The sequence below is a fragment of the Streptomyces sp. R41 genome, assembly GCF_041053055.1.
Taxonomy (GTDB): domain Bacteria; phylum Actinomycetota; class Actinomycetes; order Streptomycetales; family Streptomycetaceae; genus Streptomyces.
Window position 1 is genome coordinate 6,090,019 of sequence record NZ_CP163443.1, and the last position, 26,994, is coordinate 6,117,012.

General features: G+C 67.1%; 24 protein-coding genes. 11 read left to right on the top strand and 13 right to left on the bottom strand.

From position 1 onward, the window contains the following. Positions 1–38: 38 nt before the first annotated feature. A complete protein-coding gene (locus AB5J53_RS27915) occupies positions 39–4,601 on the bottom strand; it encodes an FtsK/SpoIIIE domain-containing protein (RefSeq protein WP_369248396.1) in 4,563 nt (1,520 codons plus the stop codon). Between the two features lie 323 nt (positions 4,602–4,924). Between AB5J53_RS27915 and AB5J53_RS27920 the strand changes: the two genes are divergently transcribed. The 6 genes from AB5J53_RS27920 (at position 4,925) to AB5J53_RS27945 (ending at position 9,597) form a co-directional block, all read left to right on the top strand. Beyond that, on the top strand, positions 4,925–5,233 hold the full coding sequence (locus tag AB5J53_RS27920; RefSeq protein ID WP_078629450.1) for a WXG100 family type VII secretion target: 309 nt from the start codon (positions 4,925–4,927) through the stop codon (positions 5,231–5,233). A gap of 569 nt (positions 5,234–5,802) precedes the next feature. Next, the gene (locus tag AB5J53_RS27925) at positions 5,803–6,072 is read left to right on the top strand and encodes a hypothetical protein (RefSeq protein WP_369248397.1); all 270 of its coding nucleotides are present in this window, start codon (positions 5,803–5,805) and stop codon (positions 6,070–6,072) included. Continuing rightward, a complete protein-coding gene (locus tag AB5J53_RS27930; RefSeq protein WP_369248398.1) occupies positions 6,069–7,469 on the top strand; it encodes a putative T7SS-secreted protein in 1,401 nt (466 codons plus the stop codon). The genes AB5J53_RS27925 and AB5J53_RS27930 overlap by 4 nt, the downstream gene beginning before the upstream one ends. A 59-nt stretch (positions 7,470–7,528) precedes the next feature. Beyond that, positions 7,529–8,356, top strand: coding sequence for a hypothetical protein (locus AB5J53_RS27935; protein ID WP_369248399.1), 828 nt, complete (start codon positions 7,529–7,531; stop codon positions 8,354–8,356). Further along, on the top strand, positions 8,353–9,000 hold the full coding sequence (locus AB5J53_RS27940) for a hypothetical protein (protein WP_369248400.1): 648 nt from the start codon (positions 8,353–8,355) through the stop codon (positions 8,998–9,000). The genes AB5J53_RS27935 and AB5J53_RS27940 overlap by 4 nt, the downstream gene beginning before the upstream one ends. A 6-nt stretch (positions 9,001–9,006) precedes the next feature. Then, positions 9,007–9,597: a hypothetical protein gene (locus tag AB5J53_RS27945; RefSeq protein WP_369248401.1), complete on the top strand. Its 591-nt coding sequence runs from the start codon at positions 9,007–9,009 to the stop codon at positions 9,595–9,597. Between the two features lie 7 nt (positions 9,598–9,604). On the opposite strand, the gene AB5J53_RS27950 is transcribed toward AB5J53_RS27945, so the two are convergent. The 11 genes from AB5J53_RS27950 to AB5J53_RS28000 form a co-directional block, all read right to left on the bottom strand. Continuing rightward, positions 9,605–10,870: a hypothetical protein gene (locus tag AB5J53_RS27950; protein WP_369248402.1), complete on the bottom strand. Its 1,266-nt coding sequence runs from the start codon at positions 10,868–10,870 to the stop codon at positions 9,605–9,607. Further along, on the bottom strand, positions 10,860–12,962 hold the full coding sequence (locus tag AB5J53_RS27955; RefSeq protein WP_369248403.1) for a hypothetical protein: 2,103 nt from the start codon (positions 12,960–12,962) through the stop codon (positions 10,860–10,862). The genes AB5J53_RS27950 and AB5J53_RS27955 overlap by 11 nt, the downstream gene beginning before the upstream one ends. Positions 12,963–13,154: 192 nt before the next feature. Further along, the gene (locus AB5J53_RS27960) at positions 13,155–13,667 is read right to left on the bottom strand and encodes a hypothetical protein (RefSeq protein ID WP_369248404.1); all 513 of its coding nucleotides are present in this window, start codon (positions 13,665–13,667) and stop codon (positions 13,155–13,157) included. A 6-nt stretch (positions 13,668–13,673) separates the two neighbouring features. Then, positions 13,674–14,324, bottom strand: coding sequence for a hypothetical protein (locus tag AB5J53_RS27965; protein WP_369248405.1), 651 nt, complete (start codon positions 14,322–14,324; stop codon positions 13,674–13,676). 15 nt (positions 14,325–14,339) lie between these two features. Then, positions 14,340–15,230, bottom strand: a complete 891-nt coding sequence (locus tag AB5J53_RS27970; protein WP_369248406.1) for a hypothetical protein — start codon at positions 15,228–15,230, stop codon at positions 14,340–14,342. Positions 15,231–15,243: 13 nt separating this feature from the next. After that, positions 15,244–16,524, bottom strand: a complete 1,281-nt coding sequence (locus AB5J53_RS27975) for an enoyl-CoA hydratase/isomerase family protein (RefSeq protein WP_369248407.1) — start codon at positions 16,522–16,524, stop codon at positions 15,244–15,246. 1 nt (position 16,525) lies between these two features. After that, a complete protein-coding gene (locus AB5J53_RS27980; RefSeq protein WP_369248408.1) occupies positions 16,526–16,828 on the bottom strand; it encodes a hypothetical protein in 303 nt (100 codons plus the stop codon). Positions 16,829–16,894: 66 nt separating this feature from the next. Continuing rightward, positions 16,895–17,953: a hypothetical protein gene (locus AB5J53_RS27985; protein WP_369248409.1), complete on the bottom strand. Its 1,059-nt coding sequence runs from the start codon at positions 17,951–17,953 to the stop codon at positions 16,895–16,897. Continuing rightward, on the bottom strand, positions 17,941–18,627 hold the full coding sequence (locus tag AB5J53_RS27990; RefSeq protein WP_369248410.1) for a hypothetical protein: 687 nt from the start codon (positions 18,625–18,627) through the stop codon (positions 17,941–17,943). Before AB5J53_RS27990 ends, AB5J53_RS27985 begins: the two co-directional genes overlap by 13 nt. Before the next feature lie 191 nt (positions 18,628–18,818). Further along, positions 18,819–19,169, bottom strand: coding sequence for a hypothetical protein (locus AB5J53_RS27995; protein WP_369248411.1), 351 nt, complete (start codon positions 19,167–19,169; stop codon positions 18,819–18,821). Next, positions 19,166–19,462 carry a hypothetical protein gene (locus AB5J53_RS28000; RefSeq protein WP_369248412.1) on the bottom strand — a complete coding sequence of 99 codons (297 nt, stop codon included), beginning with the start codon at positions 19,460–19,462 and terminating at the stop codon, positions 19,166–19,168. The genes AB5J53_RS27995 and AB5J53_RS28000 overlap by 4 nt, the downstream gene beginning before the upstream one ends. Before the next feature lie 161 nt (positions 19,463–19,623). Between AB5J53_RS28000 and AB5J53_RS28005 the strand changes: the two genes are divergently transcribed. Beyond that, positions 19,624–19,911 carry a GntR family transcriptional regulator gene (locus AB5J53_RS28005; RefSeq protein ID WP_369248413.1) on the top strand — a complete coding sequence of 96 codons (288 nt, stop codon included), beginning with the start codon at positions 19,624–19,626 and terminating at the stop codon, positions 19,909–19,911. Between the two features lie 66 nt (positions 19,912–19,977). After that, positions 19,978–20,148, top strand: a complete 171-nt coding sequence (locus AB5J53_RS28010; RefSeq protein WP_369248414.1) for a hypothetical protein — start codon at positions 19,978–19,980, stop codon at positions 20,146–20,148. A gap of 27 nt (positions 20,149–20,175) precedes the next feature. On the opposite strand, the gene AB5J53_RS28015 is transcribed toward AB5J53_RS28010, so the two are convergent. After that, complete coding sequence (locus AB5J53_RS28015; protein ID WP_369248415.1) at positions 20,176–20,889, bottom strand: hypothetical protein; 714 nt, start codon at positions 20,887–20,889, stop codon at positions 20,176–20,178. Positions 20,890–21,079: 190 nt separating this feature from the next. On the opposite strand from AB5J53_RS28015, the gene AB5J53_RS28020 reads away from it, so the two are divergent. The 3 genes from AB5J53_RS28020 to AB5J53_RS28030 all read left to right on the top strand — a co-directional run bounded on the left by AB5J53_RS28020 (position 21,080) and on the right by AB5J53_RS28030 (position 26,862). After that, on the top strand, positions 21,080–21,727 hold the full coding sequence (locus AB5J53_RS28020; RefSeq protein WP_369248416.1) for a hypothetical protein: 648 nt from the start codon (positions 21,080–21,082) through the stop codon (positions 21,725–21,727). 96 nt (positions 21,728–21,823) lie between these two features. Next, a complete protein-coding gene (locus AB5J53_RS28025; protein ID WP_369248417.1) occupies positions 21,824–26,311 on the top strand; it encodes a DUF6531 domain-containing protein in 4,488 nt (1,495 codons plus the stop codon). Between the two features lie 35 nt (positions 26,312–26,346). Next, positions 26,347–26,862, top strand: a complete 516-nt coding sequence (locus AB5J53_RS28030; RefSeq protein WP_369248418.1) for an immunity 26/phosphotriesterase HocA family protein — start codon at positions 26,347–26,349, stop codon at positions 26,860–26,862. Positions 26,863–26,994 lie beyond the last annotated feature (132 nt).

A 26,994-nucleotide genomic window follows, 5' to 3' on the forward strand; every position in this document is an offset into this window, starting at 1 on the left:
CGGGCCCCGGCCCCGGGAGTCACCGGGGCCGGGGGAGCTCACATGGGGGTCGTGACGGTGAGCGGCTCTCCGTCCCCGAGGTGCAGCAGGCCCTTGCCCGGCGCGACCGGTCCGCCGACCATGCTCCGGTTGGTACGGATGCCGATCAGCTCGCCCGCGGAGGAGTCCTGCGGGGAGAGCAGGATGCCCCGGCGGCCCTTCTTCATCTCGACCTGCCAGCCGGAGAAGCCGCTGCACACGTCTTCCTCGTCACCGGCGATGACCAGGGCGAGGCCGCGCTCGCCGCCGCGCTGGACGATCCGCTTGAAGACGGTCTCGGCGTCGCAGTCCTCCAGAACCTCGCCGTCGTCGACCAGGACCACGATCGGTTCCTCGGGCGTGGCCGAGTCGATGGCCTCCCGCAGGTCGTCGCTCTCGATGTCGTCCTCGTCGAAGACCTTCAGCACGCCTTCCTGGCCGTCGAGTTCACGCAACGGCGAGGGGCGAGGGGCGGCGACGACGAGACGTACGCCTTGTGCCAGATAGGACCGGGCGAGGTTCATCAGCGTCGTACTGCGGCCCGACTTGGCCGGACCCGCGACGACGAACGTCGGCACGCCCTGCGAGAGGTCGGGTCCGAAGCCCATGATGTCGTCGCCACCGATGCCCACCAGACCCCACAGCTTGGAGCGTGAGGCCTCCGCGTCGCGCATCTCCCAGGCGTCGTTGAAGTTGATCCGGGTGGGCAGGACGTCGACGCGGAACGGGCGGCGGCCGCGCGGAAGTTGAGCGTCCCGCGCGGTCGCGGCCTCGCCGATCGCGGCGATCGCGGCGGCCTGACCCTGACCCGTGGAGTCCTCGGTGAGCAGGGCGAACTGGGTCTCGGTGCCATGCTCGTTGCGGTAGCCGCGGCCCGGCGGGATCTCCTCGGGGATCTTGCGGGCGTTGATGCCGATCAGCGAGAAGTCGGAGCGGTCGGCGAGCCGCAGACCGTACTTGTCCTCGGTGAGCGAGCCGATCCGAGTGGAGAGGATCTGGCGGTCACCCGTCATCACCATGTGCAGGCCGACGCTCGCGCCCTCCCGCATCATCGCGGTCAGCTGGTCCGTCAGATCACCGTGGTCGTACTCGCCGAGTGTCGGCAGCCAGCCCTCCCACCGGTCGAGCAGCACGACGATGTGCGGGAGCCGCTCCTCTTCCGGTGCGGCGGACCGCTGCTCGCCGATGTCGGCGAAGCCCTTGTCGGCCAACAGGTCCTGGCGGCGGGTGAGTTCACCCTTCAGCCGGGCGATGAGGCGCACCACACGCTCGGTCTGGTTACGGCTGACGACGGCACCGCAGTGCGGCAGCCGGGTCAGCGCGTTGAGCGCGCCGTTGCCGCAGTCGATGCCGTAGAGGTGGACGTCCGCGGCGGAGTGCGTGCGCGCCAGCGAGCCCGCGATGGTCCGCAGGATCTGCGAGCGGCCACTGCGCGGCGCACCGCCGATGAGGAGGTGCCCGAAGGAGGCGAAGTCCACGACGACCGGGCGGCGGGCCTGGTCGGCCGGCAGGTCCTCGACGCCGTACGGGGCGGGCGGCAGCTTGCCGGGTCCGCCCGCGAAGGCGGGCAGCTGGATCTCGTCGAGCAGCAGTGTCTCGGAGAGCGCGGGCAGCCAGGGGCTGTGCTGGGCCGGGATGCGGAGGATCTGGTTGGCCTCGCGCACCGCGTCCACCAGCACCTTGAGGTCGGTGATCTCCTCCTCCTCGCGCGCCTCGGCCTTGGGCTTCACCAGCGCGGCCCGCCCCAGGTCCTCCCAGCCGAGCGGTCCCGCCCAGGGGGCGAGCAGCGTCGGATCGGCGGCACCGGGACGGCGGCCACCGACCCGGCCCGACTGGAACGGCACCAGCGAGGCGTGCCCGAGACGGACGTACGCGCGGCCCGGCGTGCTCTTGGAGATGTGTCCGGCCTCGGGGGAGTCGATGACATCGCTCGACTCGCCGCCGTCGGTCACGCGCAGGGCGATACGGAGGTTGGTGTTGGCGCGGATCTCGGGGGAGACCACACCGCTCGGCCGCTGGGTGGCAAGGAGCAGGTGGATACCGAGCGAACGACCTCGCTGGGCGATGTTGACCAGACCCGTCACGAAGTCGGGCAGGTCGCGCACCATCGAGGCGAACTCGTCGATGACGATGAGGAGTCGGGGAACGGGCGGGTGCGAGGGATCACGGCGTACGAGGTCCTGGTAGTCCTCGATGTCCTTGGCATCGGCGGCGGCGAGGATGTGCTCGCGCCGCTTCAGCTCGGCTCCGAGCGACTCCAGGGCGCGCTCGACGAGATGGGCGTCGAGGTCGGTCACCATGCCGACGGTGTGCGGGAGTTTGACGCAGTCCTTGAACGCCGAGCCGCCCTTGTAGTCGACGAGCACGAACGTCATGTTCTCCGGCGTGTTGGCCACGGCCAGCGACGCCACGATGGTCTGCAGCAGCTCCGACTTACCGGAACCGGTCGTACCCGCGATGAGACCGTGCGGCCCGTCCCGGCGCATGTCGATGCCGAACGGCCCGTCGTACGACTCACCGATGACGGCCATCGTCGACTGGCCGCCCATCCGCCACCGCGCGGTGATCGCGTCGCTGGTCGGCGGCTCCAACTGCAGCACGTCGAGCAGCCGGCTGGCGCCCGGAAGGGCCGAGTCCTCGGTCTCGCCGCTGATGTCGCGAAGGGGGGACAGGGCGCGCGACAACCGCCCGCACCAGGCCGCGGAGACGAAGTCCGGCCGTACGTTGCGTACGCGGGCGATGCCCGTCTGCTGGACGCGCAGCCGCAGTTCGAGCGCCTTGTGCGCACCGGAGTGGGAGTCGTCGGCCTCGGCGGCGTGCCAGGCGTGGAAGGAGGGGAAGCCGCCGGGGGCTGCGGGTGCGCTGTGGGCGACCTGCTGCGGGGTCGCGTGCTCCTCGGGTTTCGGCTCCGCGATGACGATGGCCTGGCACTCGCCGGGCAGGAACCGCTCCTCGGCGTCCAGGCAGATCGCGTACATGGACATGGCCGGACCCTCGCGCAGCAGCCGCACCACACCCGGCATGGAGCGCAGCCGCCGCGAACCGTCCCAGACGACGATGATGTCGGGATCGCTGAAGGAGGCCTTGTTGCCGTTCTGCTTGGCGGCCTTCTGGCGGGCGTCGAGCAGTTGGGTCAGCTCACCGATGCGGGCGCCGACGGTCTCGGCGTCCGTGCCGATGAGGACGTTGGCGTCCTGGGCGCCGGCGGGACGGCTGTGCGGCAGCCAGCGCACCCAGTCCCAGTCCTCCCGCCCGCTGTTCTCGGTCAGTACGTAGAACTGGACGTCGAGCGGGCTGTGCAGCACGGCGGTCTGGGCGACGGCCCAACGCCCCAGCGCCTGCGCCGAATCGCCCGGCCCCGCGATGCCGATGACCCCGCGCTCACTCAGCGGCAGCGCGACCGGCGCGTCCTCGATGGTCCAGGTGACCTCGCGCTTGTGGTCGTCCTGCTCCGGGTCGTCGAGCACGACCTCGGAGGGCAGTTGCCCGGTCCCGACCCGCAGCAGCAGATGGTCCGCGTCCGTCCGCCGCCGCTCCCACAGCCGTGTACGCGGCCCGGTGCTCAGCGACAGCACGGTGGCGGGGTCGGGAACGGCCTGACGCCGGTCGAGCCGCTCGGCGACGAGAGCGTCCTGGGCGTCCTTCTCGATCCGCTCCTTGTGCTCGTTGTACTCCTTGACCTGCTTCGCATGGGACTTGCGCCCCTGCTTCTTGTCCATGAAGAAGTTGCCGAACATGATGAGCGGGCTCAGCAGCGCCATGATCAGGTAGTACCAGCGCCCGAAGATCATCACCGATACGACGGCACCGACCAGCGGCGTCACGGCCATCAGCCAGGGCAGCGGCCGGGCTTCGTAGTCCCGTACGGGACTGGGCAGCCGGAACTTCGTCTCGCGCTCCGGCGGATGGAGCCGCGGCGGCCGGTTGTAGTCGAGCCCCGCGCCGTCGTCGGACCACTTGAGCGCGGCGTTGGGGGGCGAGTACCGGTCCAGCTCGAGAAGCGTGTTGCCGACGGCGATCTGACTACCGAGGGGCCACTCGTCGTCGTCGCGTTCATCGATGGCCTCGCCATCGAGGGTGACGCCTTCCTTGTCCCCCTGAACGGCGACGCGACAGGTTCCGTCCGTTGCAACTGACAACGTCAGGGCCCTTTGCGGGAGCTCGGGATCATCGATCCGTATGTACGAGGATGCCCCGGCGCCGATGTCGTACCGCCCGATCCCGAGCCGATGCACGGCACCGGCGGCTGGACCGCCGGCGACCCTGAGCTCGACGAGCCCGGTCGGCTCACCCGGCAGACACCCGGCGGGGTCGTGCAGGCTGACGACGGCGCCTTCGCGCAGCGGCGAGGTGCCGATGGTGGCGGAGGGATCGACGGGATACCCGTCGACGTACGCGACGGGCGCTCCGCTGCCGGCGGCCTGGTGCTGCCCGATCGGGATGATCTGCGCACCCCCGCTGTACCCGACGTGCGCCGCCAGTTCCTTGGCGATGTCCCCCACCGAGGACTCAGGATCCGCATCAAGAACCACGTCGGCGGTGGCGCCGCCGAGCGGGTCGACGACGGTCAGAGTCAGGCGCACGCTCGTCCTCCCCAGGAACCTGAGGCCGCTTCCGGAACGCGGGCCACAGTGACCTCGACGATAGCCGCTTCCCCCTTCCCGCAGGCAACGGCCCGTGTGAGAGGTCTCTGGAGGCCTCCGGCGGGATATGCGGTCCTGCGGGCCCCCGGGACGCGGACACCCTGCCCGTCCCCGGACACAACCGGGGTCCTCTCGTGACAGAACCGGGGTGTGCGCCTGCAAGCGCCGTAAGTAAGCTGCTGCCTCAAGCGGACGATCGCATCATCCGCATCAGGAGCCACGGGGGTTGGCCCTGCGGCGAGTTGGAGTATGGAGGACGCCACATGGCCGGCGGCAAAGACGCAGATATCACATACGAGAAGATGCGGCACGCTGCGAAGCGACTGGGCCACGAGAAGGAAAAGATGGAGGACAAGCTCCACGGCCTGGACAGCTACATCGACGGCCTGGTCGCGGACGGATACACGACCGCGAAGGGTTCGCAGGCCTTCGACGACTCCTTCAAGGAGTTCACCAAGGGCATGAAGGACACCCTTGAGGGCCTCAAGGGCATGGCCAAGTTCCTCGACGACGCCGCGAAGGCGTACGAGGACCTGGACGACCAGCTGGCCAAGGGTGTGAAGGGCAAGTAGCACCGGCTCGCACCGCTGTTGCATCCGGCGTGGCGGCCCTTGGGGCCGCCACGCCGCTCTTGCATTTCCAGCGGGCTCCGCGTCCCAGGTAACCGCCCAGCCGGAAGCGCTGACTGCAGTTCGTGCGGGACAGGTCCAACCCACCTGTTCTCCTTTGGAGATGGATTCCTAGGCAATGGGCAGTTCGGCGCTTGTGGTGGGCCGGTCCGGGTAGGCCGCGGACCGGGGCCCGGAGCTCCGTCGATGTTCGCGTTGACGACGTTTGTGATCGCGACTTCCCGATCGAAAAGGCTCGCTGCTGCGCCGTGTCGCACGGTCGCCCGTCGCACGTACCGGGCAGGGCGTAGGCCGGATCCGGCCGTCGACGTGACTACGCGTTCTGGACGCTCCCTTTGCTTTCCGTTGGTTGCTGGCCGAAAACCCATGCAGAACAGTGGGCGTGGCCGCGCCGCGGCAGGTGAGCCGGAAGAGGCGGACGCGGCGGTCGGAGGGACAGCACTCGTACGGGGGTCGGAGTGGCGGATCACATCGCCGTGTCCACATCGGAACTGCGGGAAATAAGCCGGTCGGTGGCAAAGTTGAAGACGCACTTCGAGAACGCCAAGGACCTGGTCGACTCCTACGACGCCGAGATCGGATCCGGCGACGTCGCGGACGCGCTCGACGACTTCGCGGACGACTGGAAGAAGAAGCGCAAGCAGCTCTGCGACGGGCTGGAGTTCCTCGGCAAGACGGCCGGCTCGGCGGCCAAGGCCTACGACGACCTCGACCAGCATCTCGCCCAGGCTCTGCTGAAGTCCCAACCGGGCGGTCCGGGGAAGGGCGGCAAGGGCAAGTGAGCGACGACTTCTCCGGCGTCGACTGGCAGACCGCCCGCTGCACCGACAAGGAATTCACCCCGGGCGATCCTTACGAGGTCGCCCGGCTCGGCAAGCGCATCGCCGACACGGCCGCCCTGATCCAGGAGCAGGCCACCAAGCTGCACAACCTGGTCGACGGCAATGGCTGGGACTCCGACGCGGGCCGCGAGTTCCAGAAGAAGACCGAGGACACGGTCGGACTGCTCACCAAGTCGCACAAGCGGTACGCGGCCGCCGCCGATGCCCTCGGCTCCTCGGTGGGCCACGGACCCGTCTCCGACGAGGCGCGGGAGAACTGGGCCACCGCCCTCAACCACGCGCAGAACCTGGTCCGTACGGCGCTCGAGAAGGCCAAGGCCGCCGATGCGGACGGCAGTCACTACCAGAACCAGATCGACCAGCATCCCGGCCCCGACGACCACCCCGACAAGCAGAAGCTGAAGAAGCAGAAGGAGTCGGCCGACGCGGACCTGGAGGACGCCAAGAAGGACCTCCGGCACGCGCTGTCCTATCGGGACACCCAGGCCGGTTACGCCAAGTCGGCCATTCGCGACGCCGTCGACCACGACGGGCTGAAGGATCCCAAGCACCACTGGTGGGACAACTGGAAGGACTGGGTCGCGGACATCGGGCACTGGGCCGGGGCGATCGCCGCCGTGCTCTGTCTGCTGGCCCTCGTGCTGAGCTGGGTCCCCGTCCTCGGCGAAGTGCTCGCCGCGCTGGCACTGGTGGCCTCCGTAGTCGCTCTGGTCTGCGACACCATTTCCGCCCTGGACGGCAAGGGCACCTGGCTGGACGTCGCCATCGACGTGGTCGGCGTGCTGTCCTTCGGCGCCGGGCGCGTGCTCGGCACCGCGGCGAAGGAGGCATCCGTGGCCGCACGCGGAGCCTCCGCCCTCAAGGACTTCCAGCTGGCCCGGGAGATGGGGCTGAACCCGACGGCGGCGCGCGAACTCGCCGAGACGCTCAACGGGGTCAAGTCCGGGCAGATCGGGAAGGCACTGGCCGAGGGGCCCGCCGAACTCCTGCCGCGGATGCGGTCGGTGGTCAAGGAGTCGGTGAACTTCAAGGCGTACGTGAACGACATCCGGATCGCCGCGGGCAGACTCCCCGGCGAGGAAGGCCTCCTCGCCGACGGCGCGCCGAAGCTGTCGCAGATCGCGGGCTCATCGTTCAAGGGGATGGCCCACTCGGCCAACCGGCTCTACTGGGCGAGTCAGGCCCTGCCCTTGGCAGCCGGCATCGGGAACTTGGCGCCGGTGCAGGACTGGGAGCCCAAGGGTCTCGAGCCCAATGTGTTCCGCGAACTGAAGAAGATTCCTGGCGTCGGCGCGGGCGGGATCCCCTTCTACAACTGGCACTGGACCACGTCCTGAGGCGGCTGCCGAACCCGTCGGCTACCGGGCACCCCCGGAACTAGGAAAGCAAGGATTACGTGGCGAGCAAGGACGAGGGGTCTGTCGACGAGCTGTTCGCGCAGTTGCCGAAGGAAGGGCAACTGGCGCTGGAACAAGTCGGTATGGGGCTGCCGGAACTGCGACGTATCGCGGCAGGCGAGGGCGGCATGCGACAGGTGCGCGGCATCCTCTCGGAGTTCAGCGCCAACTCCCATCCGTGGCGGCTCGGTGACGACGAAGGGCCCACTGAGCGGTCCGCGGTGTGGCCGTGGATGCGGCTGCTCCTGGTAGCCGTCGCCGGTGTGGTGATCTGCTTGCTGTCCACGTATCCCATCAACTCCACGGCATTGTTCGTGGGTTGGGCCTGCGCAGTGCCGGTGGCCTGGGCGATGTTCAAGACCCGCCTGTCCCGCGGGGGACTCGTCGCGCGCTGCCTCATCGGGCCTGCCTATGTCGTCCTGATCTGGATGGGTTCCTACTCCGCCGACGAGTGGTATCTGCAGGTGCGCGGACAGGAGACGACCGTGACCTATGCCAAGCCCGACTATTCGGAATCGCACGGGGTTCGCGTCACGTACTGCCGCGTCAAGCTCCCTGACGGATCAGTCCGTGAGGTGTTCCAGAACGACAAGTGGTGTACGGATGAGAACATGGCCGGTTCCGAAGTGGACGCGGTGATCGATCCGTCAGGCCACTACCGGCCGGTCCTCGGGCACAAGTCCGACATCGGCGGCACCGCCGGCGGCTACGTCTGTCTGGGCGCCGCCGCGGTCCTCGTCCTCGCCCCGGTGACCGCCGCGGTCATGGGCCGGGTGCGTCCGGTGGGGCGCAGCCGACGCGACCGGGCGAACGGAACGGTGGCATGACGAACCCCTCCCACGCGGAAGCGGTCACCGGCGGTCCCGAGGCACCGCCCGTACCCCCCTCCGACTACCGCCTGGCCGTCCCCGAAGGCTGGGAGCGAGTGGTCCTCGACCCCGACCGCTGGCCCCACCGCATCGACAAGCTGGTCAACCGCGGCCTGCGCCGGACGAAGGCCACCCCGCAGCTGAAGGCCGCGCTCGCCGACCGGCTCCGGAAGCAGGCCGAGGACGCGCACGCGAACGGCGGGGTGGAGATGTACCTCGTCAACCAGGTCATCGGGCAGGTGCCGGTGTCCGCGGGCCTGGTCGTCACCGTTCTGCGGCCCCCGCCGGACACCGCGGCGGGGGACCTGTCCGACATCGCTCTGTCCTTGCGAGCACGCGGCGCCGCCGACGACGTCACCATGGTCGACCTGCCCGCCGGCCCAGCCGCACGCCACCTCTACCGCCGCCGCCCCGCGTCCGACGACCCGGACGGCAACAAGGTGCCCGTCACGCACCTGGACCTCTACTTCGCGGTACCGCAGAGCGACCAGCGCCTGCTGCTCTCCTTCTCCACCCCGACGCCGCCGTCGATGGAGCCGCTGGCGGACGCCCTGGTGACCCTCTTCGGCTCGATCGCCCGCACTCTGCAATGGATGGCCTGATCCCTCATGCCCGCGTTCTCCGCGTCCACGGTCCGTATGCAGGCGCCGGACGACGCCGTCTCCCTGCCCGTGCGTGAACTCCTCGACCTGGATGCCTGGGCCACGGACGCGGCCCGGCAGCGCGTGGGCCCCGAAGGCGACGAGTGGCTGATCGAGGCCCTCGCGGACGAACTGCGCGGGGCCGCCGAGGACGCGCGCGGCCGCGGCCCGGTCACCGCGCTGTCCTACGTCCCCGAGCCCCGCCTCGGGGAGCTGGCCCGCATCGAGCTGTCGGCGCTGGTCGCCGACGACACGTACCCCACGGTGACCGTCGACCTCCTCCAGCGCTACCTGACCACTCCGACGGACATCTCCTTCCGCCCGCCCGAGGCCGAACTGCGGACCCTGCCCGCCGGCCCCGCGGTACGGGTGCGGCACGCGTACGTCCAGGACGCCGACCGGGACGGGACGGGCACCGTCCTGGAGACCTGCGCGTACGGCATCTGTCCTGACGAGAAGTGGGCCCTCGTGCTGCTCACCTCGTGGCGCGCCCTCGCGCACACCGACGCGCTGTGCGCCCTGACGGACGATCTCGCGCAGACGGTCGCGGTGAACTGACGGGCTGTCACGACGGCTTCAGGGAGCGTGTGAAATCTCCTCGGGCCACCCTCCCCGCCAGCCCGTCCTCCGTGTCCCGTACCAGCGACCCGTACCCGGTGGCGGCCCACACGCTCCGCTCGCCCGGGACCTCGAAGTACGGGACCTTGCGGTCGTCCCTCGTCGTGTCCGTGAGGACCTCGGGGGCGCGGCGGGCGCGAAGGGCGTCGGCGCACGGTTGACAGACGGCCACGTTCAGCCGTTCGCGGCGGCCCAACGGGCGCCAGGTGGTGCGGTGGGCGGCGCGGCCGTGGAGCGGGTTGAAGAAGCAGAGGGGGAGGGGTGATGCGGTGCCGCTGAGGGCGTCCTGCCCCTCCGCCACCAGGGCCAGCACGCCCGCCAGGTCCGGGATGCCGCGGGCGGCGTCGAGGACGGTACCGGCGGCGGCGTAGGCGTCGAGGGCTTGCTGCAGGCCGGGGGTCTCGTCCGGGTCGGCCGCTTGAGTCGCTTCGCCCAGGACAAGGACTTCGGCCTCCGCCCGGCGGCGCAGCCCCGCCTCGTCGGCGGCGCGGGCCGCGGCGAACACGACCTGGGGGAAGGAGAAGGGGGCGGTACGGGAACGGGAGCGGCGGGAGCGTACGAGCGAGCGGCCCACGAGGGCGAACAGGACGAGCGCCGGTACGGCGACGAGGGGCCAGAGCCACCAACTCGCGCCACCTGAAGTCGGCTTGGCGGCAGGAGTCGTAGAGCTGGAGTCCCGGAGGCCCTGCGTCGCCTCCTCGTACACCTTCGTCCCGTCGCCCTCCGCGACCAGTTCCACGGCCTTGGCCGTCCGGTCCGCCAAGCCCGCGCCCCGCATCTCGTCCAGGAATTCGACGGCGGCCACGGCGTCGCCGCTCTGGTGCGTGTCGCTCGGCCACTCGTAGCCGTTCAGCGAGTCGGTGAAGTCACTGTCCGTCGTGATGAGGATGAGGTTGTGCTGGGGGAGACGGTCGTGGACGACCCGGGCGAGGACGTCCGAGTCCCCGTCGAAGCCGTCGCCCTTGGTCAGCGGCGTCAGGACCACCTTGATCGGCAGGCCCGTCTTTTTGATCTGCGCCACCAGTTGCTTCTGGCGGGCGGGCGGTACGGCGTCGGCGTACGCGTCGTCGACGTAGACGGGCGATGTGCGCAGGGCGTTGGCGATGCGTTCGCCGGGGCTGGTGGAACCCGCCGCCCGGGCCGAGGCGGCGGGGACGACAGCCAGCAGAACCGCCAGCAGAGCGATGATCACACGCTTCCGGTCACTCAACACCGGCCAACTCCCTTACCGCGTCGATGAGTCGGGGAATGCCGCCGATCACGGCGGAGAGCGGGCTCTCGAGTACGTCGTACGGAACACGGTCCCGGCCGTCATCGTCCGGGTCCGGCGGTGCCGGCAATGTCATCAACAGTGTGTGGACGGCCCCCGGTTCGCGGATCACCGTGGCGCGGCAGACGTCGCACACCGGGAGCCGGCGACGCAGCCGGTCCTCGGCCGACACCCGTACGGGATGGCGGGTGACCGCGGGCCCGTGCAAGGGGTTGAGGCCGCAACACAGGTCGTACGCCTCACCCCTGAGCGCGGCGCGCCCCGCGCGGGCGAGGACGATGACCGTGACCAGGGTCCCGGGATCGACGCCCGTGCCGTCCGCGTCGTCCCCATCATCAGCGTCATTCGTTTCGGTGAGCCGGTCGCGGTCGCCGTCGACGAGGAGCATCGCGGCGTCGAAACAGTCCCAGGCGCGGACACGGTCGGTGAGGCCGTCGGGGTTCTCTTCGTCGGCTGCCAGGAACTCCTCGGACAAAGCGCCGAGTTCGTCGTACCCGGTGGTCCGCAGATACGACATCGATGGATCACTCGGCGCCTGGAAGTACGCCGACTCCGAGGCCGGCGAAACCGGATGGCGCCGCCGCAGCACCGAGCCGACGATCGCCAGGACGCCCGCCACGAGCCCGAGGTTCAGCAGCGCCCCCAGGCCGCCGACGAGCAGCCCCGGCCAGAAGTCCCCGGAGAAGAGCGGCGGGAGCGCGTTGTCCTCGATGGGCTTGGCCTTGGTGTCCTGGTCGGACGTGGTGCTCGGCTCGTTCGTACGCGGAGACTTGTCCAGGAACGTCATGAGGTCGTCGAGCCGCTCGCCGAGGAGATGGTCGTCGGCCTCTCGCGCCTTGTCGTCACCGAAGCCGATGGATTCCGGCAGGTCGAAATAGAGGCGGCTGCTCTCCAGCCGCAGACCGTGGTTGAGGACGTCGATGTCACCGCGGAGCGTGTCGGCGACGACGAACAGTCCGTCCTTACGGCCGTTGCCGTCCTGGCCGTCCTGGCCGTCCTGGCCGTCCTGGCCGTCCTTGCCGAGCTCGGCGTGCACGGCGTCGGCGAAAGCCTTGGGGTCGCCGCCGGATTCGTCGACGGACAGCTGCGGGACGAGGAGGACGTAGACAGGACCCCCGCCATCCGACCGAGCGAACTTCCGGATCCGCTCGTGCAGTTGGGACAGCTGACGCGAATCCAGCACCCGCGGACTCTCCGGATCTACGTACACGGGATCCTGTTCCAGTCCTGCCGCGACCCGCTCGACGCGGGAGGACAGGTCGGCCGCGGTGGGCGGGACGGCCGCGCTGGATGTGGTCTGGTCGAAGGTGAGCGGGGCGGCGACGACGATCACGGCGACGGTGAGGAGGGCGAGGACGGAGGCGAGCCACTCCGGTGCGCGGCGACGGTCCGGTTTCGCCTGTCCAGTCACCTTGAGGAGAATGTGCCGCCAGCGCCGTACGTAGGTGATCAGCAGCAGAATCAGCAGGGGCACGCCTGTGAGCAACACCCCGGTGAGGAACGACTGGTTGTCGCGGTCGGTGGGGTCGATGTACATCCGACCGGGCTCGGCGTCGCCTTCCCCGTACTTCTCACGAGCCGCCTCCGCCCGTTCGGCGGCCTTCGCGCCGCCCTGCGCGACGACGTCCACGAAGCGCTCGAAGCTGCGCAAGGGGCCTGCGTCGTAAGGCAGTTCGTAGAGCGAGACGGTCGCGGCGTCGTCGGCGGGCGCGCGCACCCCGTACGCCACGGCGTCCGTAACCCCCAACGTGTCGACCAGCACATACAGCCCGTCCCGCCCGAGCCGGTCGTGCACCGCACCGAGCAGTCCCTTGCCGCCCAGATCCTGCTCGGGGAGCACGAGGACGTACGTCGGGACGCCGGTGCGCTTGGCCAGCTTGGCGAAGGCGGGGGCTTGGGAGTGCGGGATCTCGCGGGGGAGTTGGTCGGTTACGTAGATGGGGTTGGTGCGGAGGTGGGAGGCGAGGTAGGCGGCTTGGGTGGTGAGGGCGGGGGGTTCGGCGGCCTGGGCGGCCGGGGTGGCGGTTGCGAACAACCCCAATAGTGATAGCAGGGACACCAGCGCGGGGATTACACGCATTCGAGTACACGGACCGACGCGGCTTCCGTTACGGCCGCGACTGCGATGGGGCGTGAGGGCCGAGTGCGGCTCCTGCGCTTTCATTCGCCGCACTCTACTTAGCTGTTCGCTCTGGCGAAATGGGACGAGATCCGGCTCGGGCTTTGATCAGGCCGAGTCGGTCTCCTCGGCCTCAGCGGGCCCGTCCGGCTCTGGCCGTTTCTTGTCCTGGAACGGCCGAGGACGGCGATAGCCACTGAGGGTTCCCCAGACGATGGCGACGAGCACGGCGGCCGAGCCGAGGGCCAGCAAGGAGGCTTCGTAGGTCGCCCAAGAGGAGTGCGCGAGGTACGGGCGTTGGAGCGAGACGTAGCCGTCGTGCAAGAGGTAGGCAGCAGACTGGGCTGCCACCAGACTGCCGATCATCGCAAATCCCAGGAAGCCGTTCCGCGCGCGGAGCCACGCACCGACCAAAGCGCCCACCACCACGGCGACCGGGCCCGTAGGAATGGTCACTGCCCGGTCGTCGTACTGGACGAGTTTGGAACCGAGCCACGCGCTGGCGGCCACGGCGACGACCGTGAACGAAAGGACGGTGACGCCTCGCCAGGTGGCGCCGAGAGGCGTGCGATGCGGCCAGGTGTCGTGTATCCGGTCCAGCCCACTGGTGGGTTCATCCACGGCCCTTCAGTCCTCCGGCTCGACGAAGGAGACGGTCTGGAGGATCGCCGCGACCATGTCGCAGAATTCGCCCCAGTACTCCGTTGACGCCGTGTAGAGCGTGAAGACTGCCGTGTACGGGCCCGTCGGGAAGGGGACATAGATCTGGATCTGCCCGGTCAGGAGCTTGGCCTGCTCGCCGCTGGCCGTTACCGACGGATCAAGAGTGAACTCGCGCAGAGTGATGCAGGAGACCGCAGGACCACAGGGCAAATCCAGCCAACGGGCATCGTTGAGCGGGTCCTTGGAGAGAATCGAGAGCGTGCCCTGCGCGGCGATCTCCGGATCCTTCTGGTCGGTCTCGACGGCTGCCACGGTAAAAGCGCACTGGGCAACACCGCCTTCCTCGGTGGAGAAGAGCCCCATGGCGGAGTACGAAACACCTTCGGCGGCCATGTATTCGGCGATCGCGGCGTAATAGGGGGCCGCCGGGGTCCAGACAGACTCGTCGCCCTCCGAGTAGAGCTCGCGTACGAACCCGTGGGCCAGGGCGGTGCGTCCCTCTGGAGTGGGGGCTATGGGGAGGGCGAAGAGACCCTCGGGGACGGTGAACCAGAGAGGCGGAATGTCGGACCCGTCGGAGGGCGGGGGCGGGACGATGGTGGTGGGGGTGGTCATGCGGAGCCGTTCCGGTCAGAGGTCGCCTGGCTTGAAGTTCACGTGCTCACCGTTCGGACCCATGAGTTTGAGCCGCGGATCAGTGCCCACACGCGGGTCGGGAACCAGTCCGGAGGTCACCTCGATCGTGAAGTTGCCGCTGGGGCGCCGGGTCACCACGGTGTCGAATGCAGCGCGTTCCGCCTGGAAGGCCGTCACCGTCTCTCGCTGACCGGGAGTCAGCGCTTCGGGAGCGATGAGCTTGGAGGGGTAGGCGAGATGGCGTACGACCTCCCAGTGGTCGTTGGCCTCTGGCGGGGCGAGCCTGCACCACGAGCCGTCTACAAAGGTGATCTTCGCCTCCACGCCCACCTTGCTGAACGTTAGGCGCTGGACATCCGCGACCGTGTCCCGGTCCGTTTCCCAGAGCACTTCATCCTGAGTGGTGTCGTCGTCGGGGAAACCGAGTACGAGTACGCGGCGGTCGGTAACAACGACATGGGTTCTGTAGTGCTCGGGGCACCGGCCCGGGTCGAGCTGCCATGGGAGCGTGCGCGCGAGAGTGCCGGGATCCGCCCACATGACGGGGAAGTCGTCGACCTCGTTCGCGTGGTTCTGTGCGCGGCCGGCACCCCGGGGACTGCTGCCGACGCTCCCGGCAGCGGCCAGCGCCTCCACCGCACCCATGACGACGAGACCGAGAGCGCGGCCCGCGAAACCGCCGGCTGCCCGAGTCCGCCGTTCGGCCTTCGAACGGATGGTGAAGACCGGGCCCTCGGGCCATCCGACGAGGTCGTGCTGGATGTCGTTGCGTTCTGTGTCTCGGAACCAGCGCATCCCGGCCACCGCGGTAGCCGTACCTGTGGCGAAGCAGCCCGGGGTGCGCGCCAGGAGGGTCTCGCCGGGAGAGGGTTGCCAAGTAGCCATCCGTATGGTGCCTTCAGTGTGAGGTGGCTGCGTCGTGGAAGCGATCGCCGGGGTTGATCGCTTCTCCGACGTGCTGCGTTATGGTGCTGATCTTCGGACCGATCTTGCCTGCGGCGTCGATGGCGATGCCCAAGGGCTTTTCCGGGTTGAAGGCCAACTTACCGCCGCTGATGAGCTTCAACCCCTTCGTTCCGATCCACTGGCCCTGGTGATAGCCCGCTTCGGCGAGTCCCGCGAGTCGGTTCATCTTTCCGGACTCTGAGCTGATGAAACCGATCTCCTTGAAGGATCCACCCAGCACGACTCGCTTGCCCAACAGGCTGAGCCCACCTTCTACCTTCGTCGCCAGCTCGCCGGTGGCGAAGAGATTGCGCGCCCCTGCTGCCAGCTCCGCGCCCTCCATTCCCTTGCCGAACATCGCCGCCCGCTCGACAGCTGTCGCCTTGGTCGCCACCTTGACACCCTTGCCGAACAGGCCGATGCCGGGCAGAAGCCCGAGTGCGTCCGTGCCGATCTCCATCCAGCTGACGTCCGCGCCGGCCGCTTTGGCTATGGAGTGAGTCAACAGAGCGAGACCACTGGTGAGGAGAGCCGCAGCACCGAAGATGGCACCGAGGGGCTCGAAGGGGATGGTGATGATGGCCAGCAACCCCAGAATCGCGGTGAGATCGCTCAGCAGGTCGCCGATGAAGGCGATCAGATCGGCGTGGTCCTTGATCCACTGACCGGTGGCGTCCCACGCATCCGCGATCCCATGCCCCAACTTGTCCCAGAATCCCGGCTCGTCCGGCGCGATGTCCGCCGCCTTGTCGAGCTCCTTGCTGATGAGGTGGGCAGCCTTCTTGTAGCGGTCCTCGAGGTCGTGGACGTCGCTGGTGACCTTGTCCACCGCGCCGGAGGCCTTGCCGAGCTCCTCGCTCCCCTTGCCCTCGGCCTTCTGCTCGGCCTTGTCCTTGGCTTCGAGCTTCTCGCCGGCGGTCTTCTCCAGCCGGTCGGCCTCGTCCTGGAAGTCCTTCAGCTCCCCGGCCCATCGATGCAGGGCGCGCGACGCCTTGTCGAAGGAGTCGTGGCTCTTGCGGATGAGAGGGGTGACGTCCTTGCCGATGTACTCGGTGAAGGCGAGCGCGGTCTTGCCTTTCCACGCCCCGCATTCGATCCGCTCCAGCTCCTTCAGGGCTGTCCCCAGCTCGCTTGCCAGCCCGCCGAGCTTCTTGGCGAGGTCGCGCGTGTCCTCCACGTCGCCCGGGGTGGGATCCCAGCCTATGTGCGGGAAGGCGGGGCGCTTGCCGGCCACGTCACTTGCCCTTCTTCTTCGGGGCCTTGAGCGATTCGGCGAGATCCAGGTCGAGCTTGCTGAAGGAGTCGCCGATCTTGTTGATCATCTTGACCGCGCCGTGGGTGTGCTTGCCGAGCTGCTTAATTCCGTAGCCCCAGTCGTCGGCGAAGTCCTGTACGTCCTCGACGAGCTTGCTCTCGCCGACGGCCGAGGCGTCGGTGCCCTTGAGGGTGCGGCGGGTTGTCTCCATACGGTCGCTGATGCTGGAGAAGGTCTTCTTCAGATCCTCGAAAATGGTGTCTTCGAGGCGCAGGTCACTCATGTCGTGGTCCGGGTTTCCTGGGGGATCGGTGGCCTGGAGTCGGAGTTCGGGGCTGGTTGCTTCGGGTCAGCTGCGGTTGACGGCCTGGACTTCCTGGACGGTGACGTTCTGGGTGGCGCCGAAGGTGCCGTTCGGCAGCTTCGTCGGCTGCGGGTTGCCAGTGCCGGTCCAGGTGATCTCCCAGGTGACGGTCGCCTTGAGCGCGAACTTGCCGTCGCCGGAGGATCGCAGGTACTTGATGCCGCAGGGCGGGGTCTCGTCGGCCTTGCCTTTGGCGTACGGCTCACCGATCGAGCCGTCGTCACCGAACCGGCACTCCCCGGAGGCAGGGTAGGTCTCCGCGTCCTTCGTGCCCGGCTCCAGCTTGAGGGCGATGGGCTTGGCCGTCGTGGTGGCCTGAATGTTGAGGCCGCCCACATTGATCTGCGCGGTCACATCGACCGCCTTGAATGTGGCCTTGTCCAGCCAGCCCCACGTCGCGAGATTCACCTTGGTGATGTCCTCGGGCGCGAGAGTGACTTCCGTCTCGGGAAGCTGCAGCCTGTTGTACGCCAGTTCCGCGAGGACCTGCGGGGTGACGGCGTTGGGGACCTTGGGGGTGTCGCCGTTCACGACCCAGAACGGCATCTCGTTGCAGAGCTGCGCCGCGGGTTCCATCCAGCGGTCGGGGTCCTGGACAGCAACCCACCACGTACCCTCATCGGCCTTGTCGAGGTTGTAGTTCTTGTACTTGCCGTCTTTGTACATCTCCCGGAACTGCCCGACGGCCGTCTTCGCGTAGCTGTGCTGCCCCGGGTAGTTGATGGTCTCGGTGTACATGTTCTCGACGTACTTCTGGAAGTCCTCGGCCGTGCGCGGCTCGTACCAGCAGGCGGGGGGAGTCCAGTCGCCCACCGGGGTGACGTTCCCCTTGCCGCCGCTACCGCTGCCCTTGGAGCTGCCGCTGTAGCGGACCATCGACACGATGTCCGTGCCGGACTGGCCGCCGCCGGCCTCCGTGGTCCCGCCGTTCGACTTGCCCCCGGGACCCCAACCGGCCATCGCTGTGCCCGGAATCAGAACGCAGACTCCCGTGACGGCGCCGACGACCAGCCATCTGTTGCGCCGCCTCGTCAAGGCGTGCATGTCTTGTTCCCCCGTTCCGATACAAGCTTGGTGGTCTGCCAGATGCCCTTCTCGGTCTTTTCCAGGCGAGTGCTGTAGAGCACGTACGAGTCGTTTGTCGCAGGCGTCTTGTCGATCTTCTGCGTCTTCCGGTTCTTGTTGAATGCCTTGCTCTCGTCGGAGCAGTAGGAAAGGCCCGCGGATTTCTTGTCGAACACTTCGAGATTGGGCGAGTAGTACCGGACCGCGCCAGTGAACGTGGAGCCGGAGTCGACGATTGTTTTCACCCAGTCCTGGCTGCCGGGCAGGGCCGTACCGGCCTGGTAGAAGGAGAGCGCCTCGGACTTGGGGTCACCCTTGACGACGGCGTACGTGACAGCCGTCTGGGCGCGACCGGCATCAGCCAGGATTGCGTCTTTGGTCGCGTCGCCGGTCTTCCAGCCCTGGAAGGTCTCCGTGATGTCGCCCGGCAGCGTCAGGTCGGGACGGTTGATGCTGTCCGACGGGCTCGCACTCGGCGAAGCCGACGCGGTGTCCCCCTGATCGGCCCCCGCGATCTTGTCATTGTCGCTGGACTTGTCGCCCCCGCCGCCGCACGCCGTCAGCAGCAGGGCTGCGGTCGCGGCGAGCGCGGCAGCAACGGGCAAAGAGCGGCGCTTCACAGTGGACTCCCCGTGGGACAGAGATGCAGTCAAGAGCAATGACGGTATCGGTGGGGCTGACGGTTTCGCCAGGCTGAACTTCCTTCAGGATGCGGGTAATTGCGAATCTAGTTGCGCAAATCGGTCGGGTACTGTGCCTTGATCGTGTCCGCTTGGAGACGCGCTCGGCCCCGGACGCTCGGGGAGTGTCCGGGGCCAGATGATCCTGCCCGTCTTCGCGGCAGCTATCGGGACGGTTGGGGGAAGCGGCACTTCGGGCAGGCGCAGGGCGGGAAGGCTGCGGTCTGTGGAGTGGGGTCGATACGGCTGCCGGTCCAGGTGTGGACTTCTCCGTGGTCCTGGGTGGCCGCGCCCTCGGTGGTGATCTTGTAGACGCGGATCGTCATCCGGGATGGTCGCGGGGCGGCTTCGAGGAGTTCCTGGGTGTCCGTGAGGGGTGGGTAATGGTTCGCGCACTCCGGGCACGCGTAGACGTTGAAGCCAGGGCCCGTCGCCGCGTGGACCTCATGGACCAGGACCGGTTCGTCCGTCGTGCGCTCGCAGCGAGCGCACATCCGCAGCGCGGGGCGCGTCATCGGACGGCCGCCGGTACGCGCACGCCGTGGATGCGGTCCGGGCCGGTGTCGATGCCGAGGGTCGCCAGGTAGAGGGCTCGGCGTCGTTCGCGCTGGCGGCGGTGTTCGGCGGGGCTCAGGACGTAGGGGCGTACGAGACGGGATGCACTGCCGTCGAGGAGCTCGGTGAAGCGGGGCGGCGGGAGTGGCCTGATCCGCAGCGGAGGGGCAGCTCCAAGGCGGTGGCGGCCGCGGGGGTGTGGGGTGCAGATGCTCAGCATCCACGCCAGGAATCGGAGAGTAAGGTCCAGCATGTTGACGCTCCTAGAGCAGCGTTGGCCATGCCCCGGGACGGCCGCAATCCGTCGCCGGGGTCTTCCTGCAAATCAGCCTACATTGCTACGCATGTCAGTGCATAGCAGTGCACAGCATTACGTCTATTGCTGCAGCTCAGCGCTGTTTTACGGTGGCTGGTATGGCAGTAGACCCAGACGATTCGCCGATCGATCCCAACAAGATCGCGTACGTCTACATGCAGCTAGCCGACCACATTGCCGCCCGGATCGCTTCGGGTGAGCTGAGGCCAGGAGCACGGCTGCCCGGTGAGCGGGATCTTGGCGCGGAGTACGGAGTTGCGTACCTGACTGCCCGTCGCGCAGTCCGCGAGCTGCGCGAACGCGGCCTCGTCGTCACCCTCCCCGCGAAGGGCACCTTCGTCGCGTACCCCCAAGCCGACGAGCCCGCGGACGACGACCAGGAGTAGCGCTCGCTTGTGCCGGAATCAGGTGAACCGTGAGTGGGCGCAGCCTGCACCGCACATACTCGCGGTATGCAGGATTTCGCCGCCCAGGCGCTCACGCCCGAGCAGCTCAAGGAGCGGGCCGAGCGCACCCGCGCTCTTCTCGCGGATCACTTCGGGCACTACGTGACGGACGAGGAGTCCGCCGAAATGCGGCGCAGGATGCGTGAAGCCACCGCCGCTCATAGAGGAGGCGGGTGACTACGCCTCGTCACTCACTGCCCTGCCTCATCCCAGCTTCGAGTTCTGCGCCTTCACGAGATCGGCCGGGATCTTGGCCTTGCCGAGGTGGGCGTTCATGAACGCGCTGCTGTCCAGTGTGAAGTAGCTGGCGATGGTGTCGCCGAAGCGGAACGTCTGGGTGCGGATGGTCTGGGTGAGGCCCCGGAACTTGAAGGTGGCGGCGGTGGCCAGGGACTCATCGCTGCCCGAGGGGGCGGTCTCCACGGTCACGGAGTCGTACGTGGTGCTGCCGCTGTTCGACTTCGCCGTGAAGCCACTGCCGCAGGAGTCGGCCGCCGTGGTGAGGTCCTTCATGGCGGTCGCCGCCTTGCCGTCCGCGTAGGTGGAAAGGGTGATGTACGTGAGCATGCCCGTGGACTTGTCGGCGACGCGCGTGAGTGAGGCTTCCGAGGTGCCGACAGGGAGTTCGTTCATCGCGTAGGCCAGTGGGGTGCAGGCGGCCTTGTCGACGTTCATCTCGTCCTGGGTCTCGGCGAGGGAGTCACCGGCGCTGGGCTTCCTGACGGAGTAGCCGCCGGCCTCGGCCTTGGTGACCATGAGCCGCGCGACCTGCTCCGCCGGGCTGAGCGTCTTGGCCGGCGAGGCCGTCGTCTTCTCGGGCTTGCTGTTGCTGTCGGTGCCCTGGTCCGAGCCACCGCACGCGGTGAGTACGGCGGCGAGGGACAGCGCGGATGCGGCGGCCAGGGCGGTGCGCTTCATGTGGGGGGACTCCTCGGTTGTGGTCGGCTCACGGCGGTCCAGTGGGGCGGCCGACCGGACGATGGCGGAAGCAAAGGACGATAGCCCGTCGGACGAGAAGAGCGCCTGGCACTCCGCACGCTCACCCACCTCGTAGGCTGACCCGAGCCGAACAGGGGAACGAACAGAGGGACGGACGGGGGGACACGCCATGGCTCGCTACATGGAGACGCTCACCATCGAGCGCGGTGGTTTTCGGATCAAGGTGCCGGAGACATGGTGGGAGTTCGACGTACGGCCCGAATCGCGTGACGACTCCATACGGCGGATGGTGAACGAACGGGTCCAGCAGCGCCCGGAGTTGGCCAAATACCGTGACACCTACACCGCGTTCCTGCAGAAGTCCGCGGCCGACGCCTGGAAGTCCGGCGCCCTGTACTGCGGCTGCATGGCGGAGACCTTCGGCGGTGACACCCCGATCACCGGCTCGGTCACCGTGTCGATCGTCGGCGGCCGCTCGCAGACCGGCGAGCCCCTCTCCACGGACCCGGCCACCATCGCGGGCCAGCTCGCCGTGCGCGAGGCCAAGAAGGAGGGCGACGCCTGGCGCAAGGTGACCACCGTCGACATTCCCGGCGTCGGCCCCGCCGCGCGCACGTACGGCATTGAGGACATCGCCGTACCCGACGACTCCCTCAACCGCACCATCCGCGCCGTACTCATGCAGACGTTCATCCCCGTGCCGGGGCAGGAAGGCAAGGTCGCCCTGGTCGCCGGCAGTAGCCAAGTCCTCGACCTCGCCGACTCGTTCTTCGACATCTTCGACGCGATCACGTCGACGTTCCGCTTCGCGGAGTAGTCCCGGCGTTCTTTCTTTCGTGACTCGCGCAAATCCAGTAACTTCGCTCATGCGTACGGATGTTGCTGATGGTGTTGCTGTCACGGGGGTTGCGGCATGGCGGGAAATCGGCCGGGGGACTGGCATGTCCTGGACCTGGACAAGGACCCGACGCCAGGTGATCCGGACCGGGTCCGTCATCTGGCCAAGAACCTGCATGACTTCGCCGATGACGTTGGGGACGCGCTCCGCCTGATCAAGGGGATGGCGGACGAGGACGCGGTCCTGAAGTGGGCGGGCAAGTCCGCGAAGGCGTTCCAGGACGAGTTCTCGGGTGTGCCGAAGCAGCTGAAGAAGCTGAAGAAGTCGTACGAGATGGCGGGGGATGCCCTCACTGACTACTGGCCCAAGCTGGAGCGCGCGCAGGCGCTGGCGGACAAGGCCCTGGCGAAGGGCCGTGAGGCGCAGTCGGACCTCTCCTCGGCCAAGTCCCGTCTGTCGTCGGCCGATTCGTGGGTGACGAAGGCCAACAAGGAAGCGGACAAGTACAAGGACGACCCCACCGGCAGCAAGGACACCGAGAAGCCGGACGAGGCGAAGGTGCGGGCCGCCACCCGGGACGCGCAGCACGCCAAGTCGGCGCAGACTTCGGCCCAGTCGGATGTCACGGCTGCGAACGGCGCGTTGGACGCGGCGAAGAAGATGGCCGAGGACGCCCGCAAGATGCGGGAAGAGGCCGCGAAGACCGCCAAGGACAAGATCGACGAGGCCTCGGACGCGGGGATCCACAATCGCAAGTGGTGGGAGGAAGTCGGGGACTGGTTCTCCGACAACTGGGACACCATCGTCGCGGTCTGCAAGGTCGTCGTCGCGGTGGTCGGCATCATCGCAATGATCATCGGCGGGCCGATCCTCGGCGCCATCGTCCTGGTCGCCGCGCTCGTCGTCCTTGCGGACACCCTCAACAAGTACGCGAAGGGCCAGGCCTCCCTGTGGGATGTGGCGTTCGCGGCGCTGGACTGCATACCCGGCGGCAAGGGCCTCACGAGCCTCGGCAAACTCGCCAAGGGCATGAAGGGCCTCGGCAAGACGGGCCTCAAGGGCATGGCTCTCGGCATGAAGGGACTCGGTAAGAGCACCCGCTCGTTCGGGCGCCAAATGAAGAAGCTCTTCACTTGCGGTGACCCGATCGACATATCCACAGGACAAATGGTCATGTCGGAAACCGACCTGACCCTTCCAGGCGTGCTGCCCGTTGTCCTTGAGAGGCACCATCGCACCGGTCTGCGATCCGGCCGCTTCTTCGGGCCGAGTTGGTCTTCCACTCTGGACCAGCGTCTGCTGCTCGACGCGACGGGGGTCCGGTTCGTCAATGACGACGGAATGGTGCTCTCCTACCCGGTTCCCGAGCCAGACGTACCAGTTCTTCCTGTCGAGGGGCCGCGATGGCCGATGGAATGGGACGGCACGCGCAGTGGGCCGATCACCGTCCATAGGCCTGAAACGGGCCAAACGCTTCAGTTCGTGTCGCTGCCCAGCGGGGCACCCGCAGAGCTGATGCTGGCAGGGGTTATCGATCGTAACGGGAACAGCATTGCGATCACGTACTCGGCCGAGGGGACACCGACAGAGGTGGTCCATCACGGCGGCTATCGCATCGGTGTGACATGTGCTTCCGGGCGTATCACGGAATTGCGCCTTCTCAGTGATCCTGACGAGCCGACGGTGATGCGTTACGCGTATGACGATCGGGGAAATCTCGCTGAGATCTACAACTCTTCCGGCCTGCCTCTGAAGCTCGCCTACGACGATCAGCGTCGCATCACCGGTTGGGACGACCGTATCGGTACGTGGTATCGATACATGTACGACGACATGGGCAAATGTGTCGCTTCGCGTGGTATCAACGGAATTCTTGACTACACCTACGTGTACGACGACGAATCCGGCACGACAACTGCCGTCAATTCATTGGGTCACACGAGTCGCTATCAGTTCAACGACTCGTACCAACTCGTCGTTGAGACCGACCCCCTGGGCAACACGACTCACCGAACCTGGAACCGCTACGACAGTTTGCTCACACTCACCGATCCGCTTGGCCGTCTTACAGAGTTCGACTACGACGCCGCAGGGCGACTTACCCGGATGCGGCTCCCGGACGGTTCGGTCACCACGACTGAATTCGGCGAACTCGGGCTCCCCGTCACGGTGGTGGAAGCAGACGGAGCGAGGTGGAGCCAGAGTTATGACAGCAAGGGCAATCTTGCCGAGGCCGTGGATCCCAGTGGCGCGATCACCCGGTACACGTACGCTCCAGGTGGCCGACTCGCAACACACACAGACCCGTTGGGACACACACGTACGCTCACCACCGACGCGGCCGGTCTCCCTCTTGAGCTGACGGATTCGATGGGGAGCACTACTCGGTGTGTGCGTGATGCATTCGGACGAGTTGTCGAGCTCCGGGATCCGGCGGGGCAAGTCACTCGCATGGGCTGGACGGTTGAGGGACTCCAGGCCTATACCGAGGATCCGGACGGATCGCGTGAAAGCTGGGAATACGACGCTGAAGGAAATGAGATTGCTCACCGGGATCCCTCCGGCGCTACCACGCTTCATGATATCGGTCCGTTCGATCTGCCGCGTGTGCGTATCAACGCTGACGGGACCCACTACAAGTTCGACTACGACACCGAACAGCAACTGCGGTGCGTCACCAACGCGCAGGACCGCACCTGGACCTACGACTTCGACGAGGCGGGACGCCTCGTCGCGGAACGTGACTTCAACGGCACCGATCTGACGTACCGCTATGACGCTGCCGGCCAGCTGACTCGCCGGGCGGACGAGAGCGGCGAGGCTCTCGAGTATTCCTACGACCTATTGGGCAACGCGGTCGAGCATCGCTTCTCCGACGGCAGCGTCTCCACTTTTAGGCACGACGCCGGCGGCCAACTCGTATGGGCTCGTAACGCCAACGCCGAAGTTGAGCTTCGGCGAGATGCGATGGGACGCATCGTCTACGAGTCCATCAACGGACGCACCGTCACGTCCGTCTACGACTTGCTGGGGCGCCGTATTGAGCGAGTCACTCCATCCGGGGTGGTGTCCCAATGGACATACGACTCTGAGGATCGTCCCGTCAGGCTCAAGGCGCATGGCTACACCCTTGGGTTCGAGTACGACACTGGGGGCCGGGAAGTACGACGACAGCTTGGGCAACGGGCCATCCTCTCTCAGTCCTGGCGTCATGCGGGCTATTTGAGGGACCAGGAGATCCTGACGCAGGGCCCGAGGGGTGCTTCGACTCTGTGGCGACGCGGGTTCTCCTACGCGTCGGGTGGCAACGTCTCAACCATCGACGAACCCGGAACGGGAACACACCGGTTCCAACTGGATGCCGTCGGCCGAGTGACGTCGGTGTCGGGGCCTCAGTGGCAAGAGCGATACGCCTACGACGCGGTCGGGAACGTTGCGAGTGCCGCCGTGTCGGGCGCGGAGGGCCTGCTTACCGATAAGCGGGAGACGAGCGGGACACTGGTTCGCCGGGCCGGCGGCTCCAGATACGAACACGACAAACAGGGCCGTGTCATCCGCCGTATCAAAAGGACGCTTTCTGGAATCCGCAAGGTATGGACGTATAGGTGGAACCCGGAGAATCGACTCACCGACCTCTTCGCGCCCGATGGATCCCATTGGCGCTACAGCTACGACCCGCTTGGCCGCCGCATATCGAAGAAGCGTATCGACGACGATGATACGGCCGTAGAAATCTGCTTCTTCGACTGGGACGGAGAGGCTCTGGCGGAGGAGGAGTCGGATGGCGGTGATGTGCGGACGTGGGAATACGAGCCCGGCACGCACAGCCCGCTCCTTCAGATCAATCGTACTCCTGATCAGGAAGATTACGACCAACGCTTCTATGCGATCATCACTAACCTGGTCGGAACTCCCACCGAGCTTATTTCCGAAGACGGGGAAATTGCGTGGCAGGCCAGGACCACGCTTTGGGGAGAGGATGCCGGGACGACCGTTGTGGAGACGGACTGCCCGCTGCGGTTTCCCGGCCAGTACTACGATTCTGAGAGCGGCTGGCACTACAACTTCTACCGCTACTACGATCCGCAGACAGCTCAGTACACCTCTCCGGACCCGTTGGGTCTGCTGCCGGAGGACAATCACCACGGATATGTGCGGAACCCGCTGTCCTGGCTCGATGCGCTGGGGCTGGCACCTTGCGCCAAGGTAATCGCCCTCAGGTTGTGGAAGGCTCGGAACAACCAAGGAGGTTACTCCGTCTACCATGGACTGGATGCTCAGGGAAACAAGATCTATGCCGGGATAACCAATAAGCTGGCCAGGCGTGAACGGCAGCATATTGCAAAGAACTATGGGATCGTGAGGCTGCAGGAGGTGAGAGGGGCAACCGGCCTCAAGAAGTGGCAGGCTCGAGCGATCGAGCAGGGTCTGATCGAGGATGTGCGAGCGTCAGGGTTCAGTAGAATCAAGAACGGTGTCTCCATCCCGCAGATCAACTCCATATCTCCCAAACGGTTGATATATGGAACGGCCTTGCGGTATGGCAGAATATTTCTTGCGTAACTTCGCATGGCTCACGAGAAGGGGCGGTGTCTACTATGCCGTTGCAGAGGATGAAGGGGCAGCGTCGGCAGCATGAAGTTGGTGACGTGTTCGCACTTCAACTGGACGACTCCAGCTACCGTTTCGGTCGAATCGTCAAAATTGGCGAGAGCGGGCCTCAGGGGCGGTTTCCCGGCGGTATCCTCGCCTACATTTATGACGTCTCGTCCAGCGCGCCGGAGCCGGATCTTACCTCGCTGATGCCGGATCGCTTGCTGTTGCCCCCGTTCTTCACGATGAACTGGGTGTGGCAGAAGGGGTACTTCCGAACTGTCGCTCATGAGGAGCTGGAAGCCTCGCACCTGTTGAAGCAGCACTGCTTCTACGACGCCAGTACCGAGGGCTATGTCGACGAAAACGACAACATCATCCCCGAACGAGTAGAACCGTGTGGTTGGTTCGCGCTGACCAATTTCGAGCACTTCCAGCATGAGTTGGACGAAGCCCTTGCGGGCCGACCTGTACACGGGGCGTACGCGCGGAATTCCTCTGAGCCGCCAGGGGCTTCTTAGCCGCACGGCCAGGACATCGAAGCGCGCCTGATCCGGTACGAGGACCCAGCAGAGACACCCCACGCCGGCGTCCTGGAGCTTCGGACATGAGTGCCGGATCGGCACTGCCCCCGCCTCAGGAACTGACTGGAC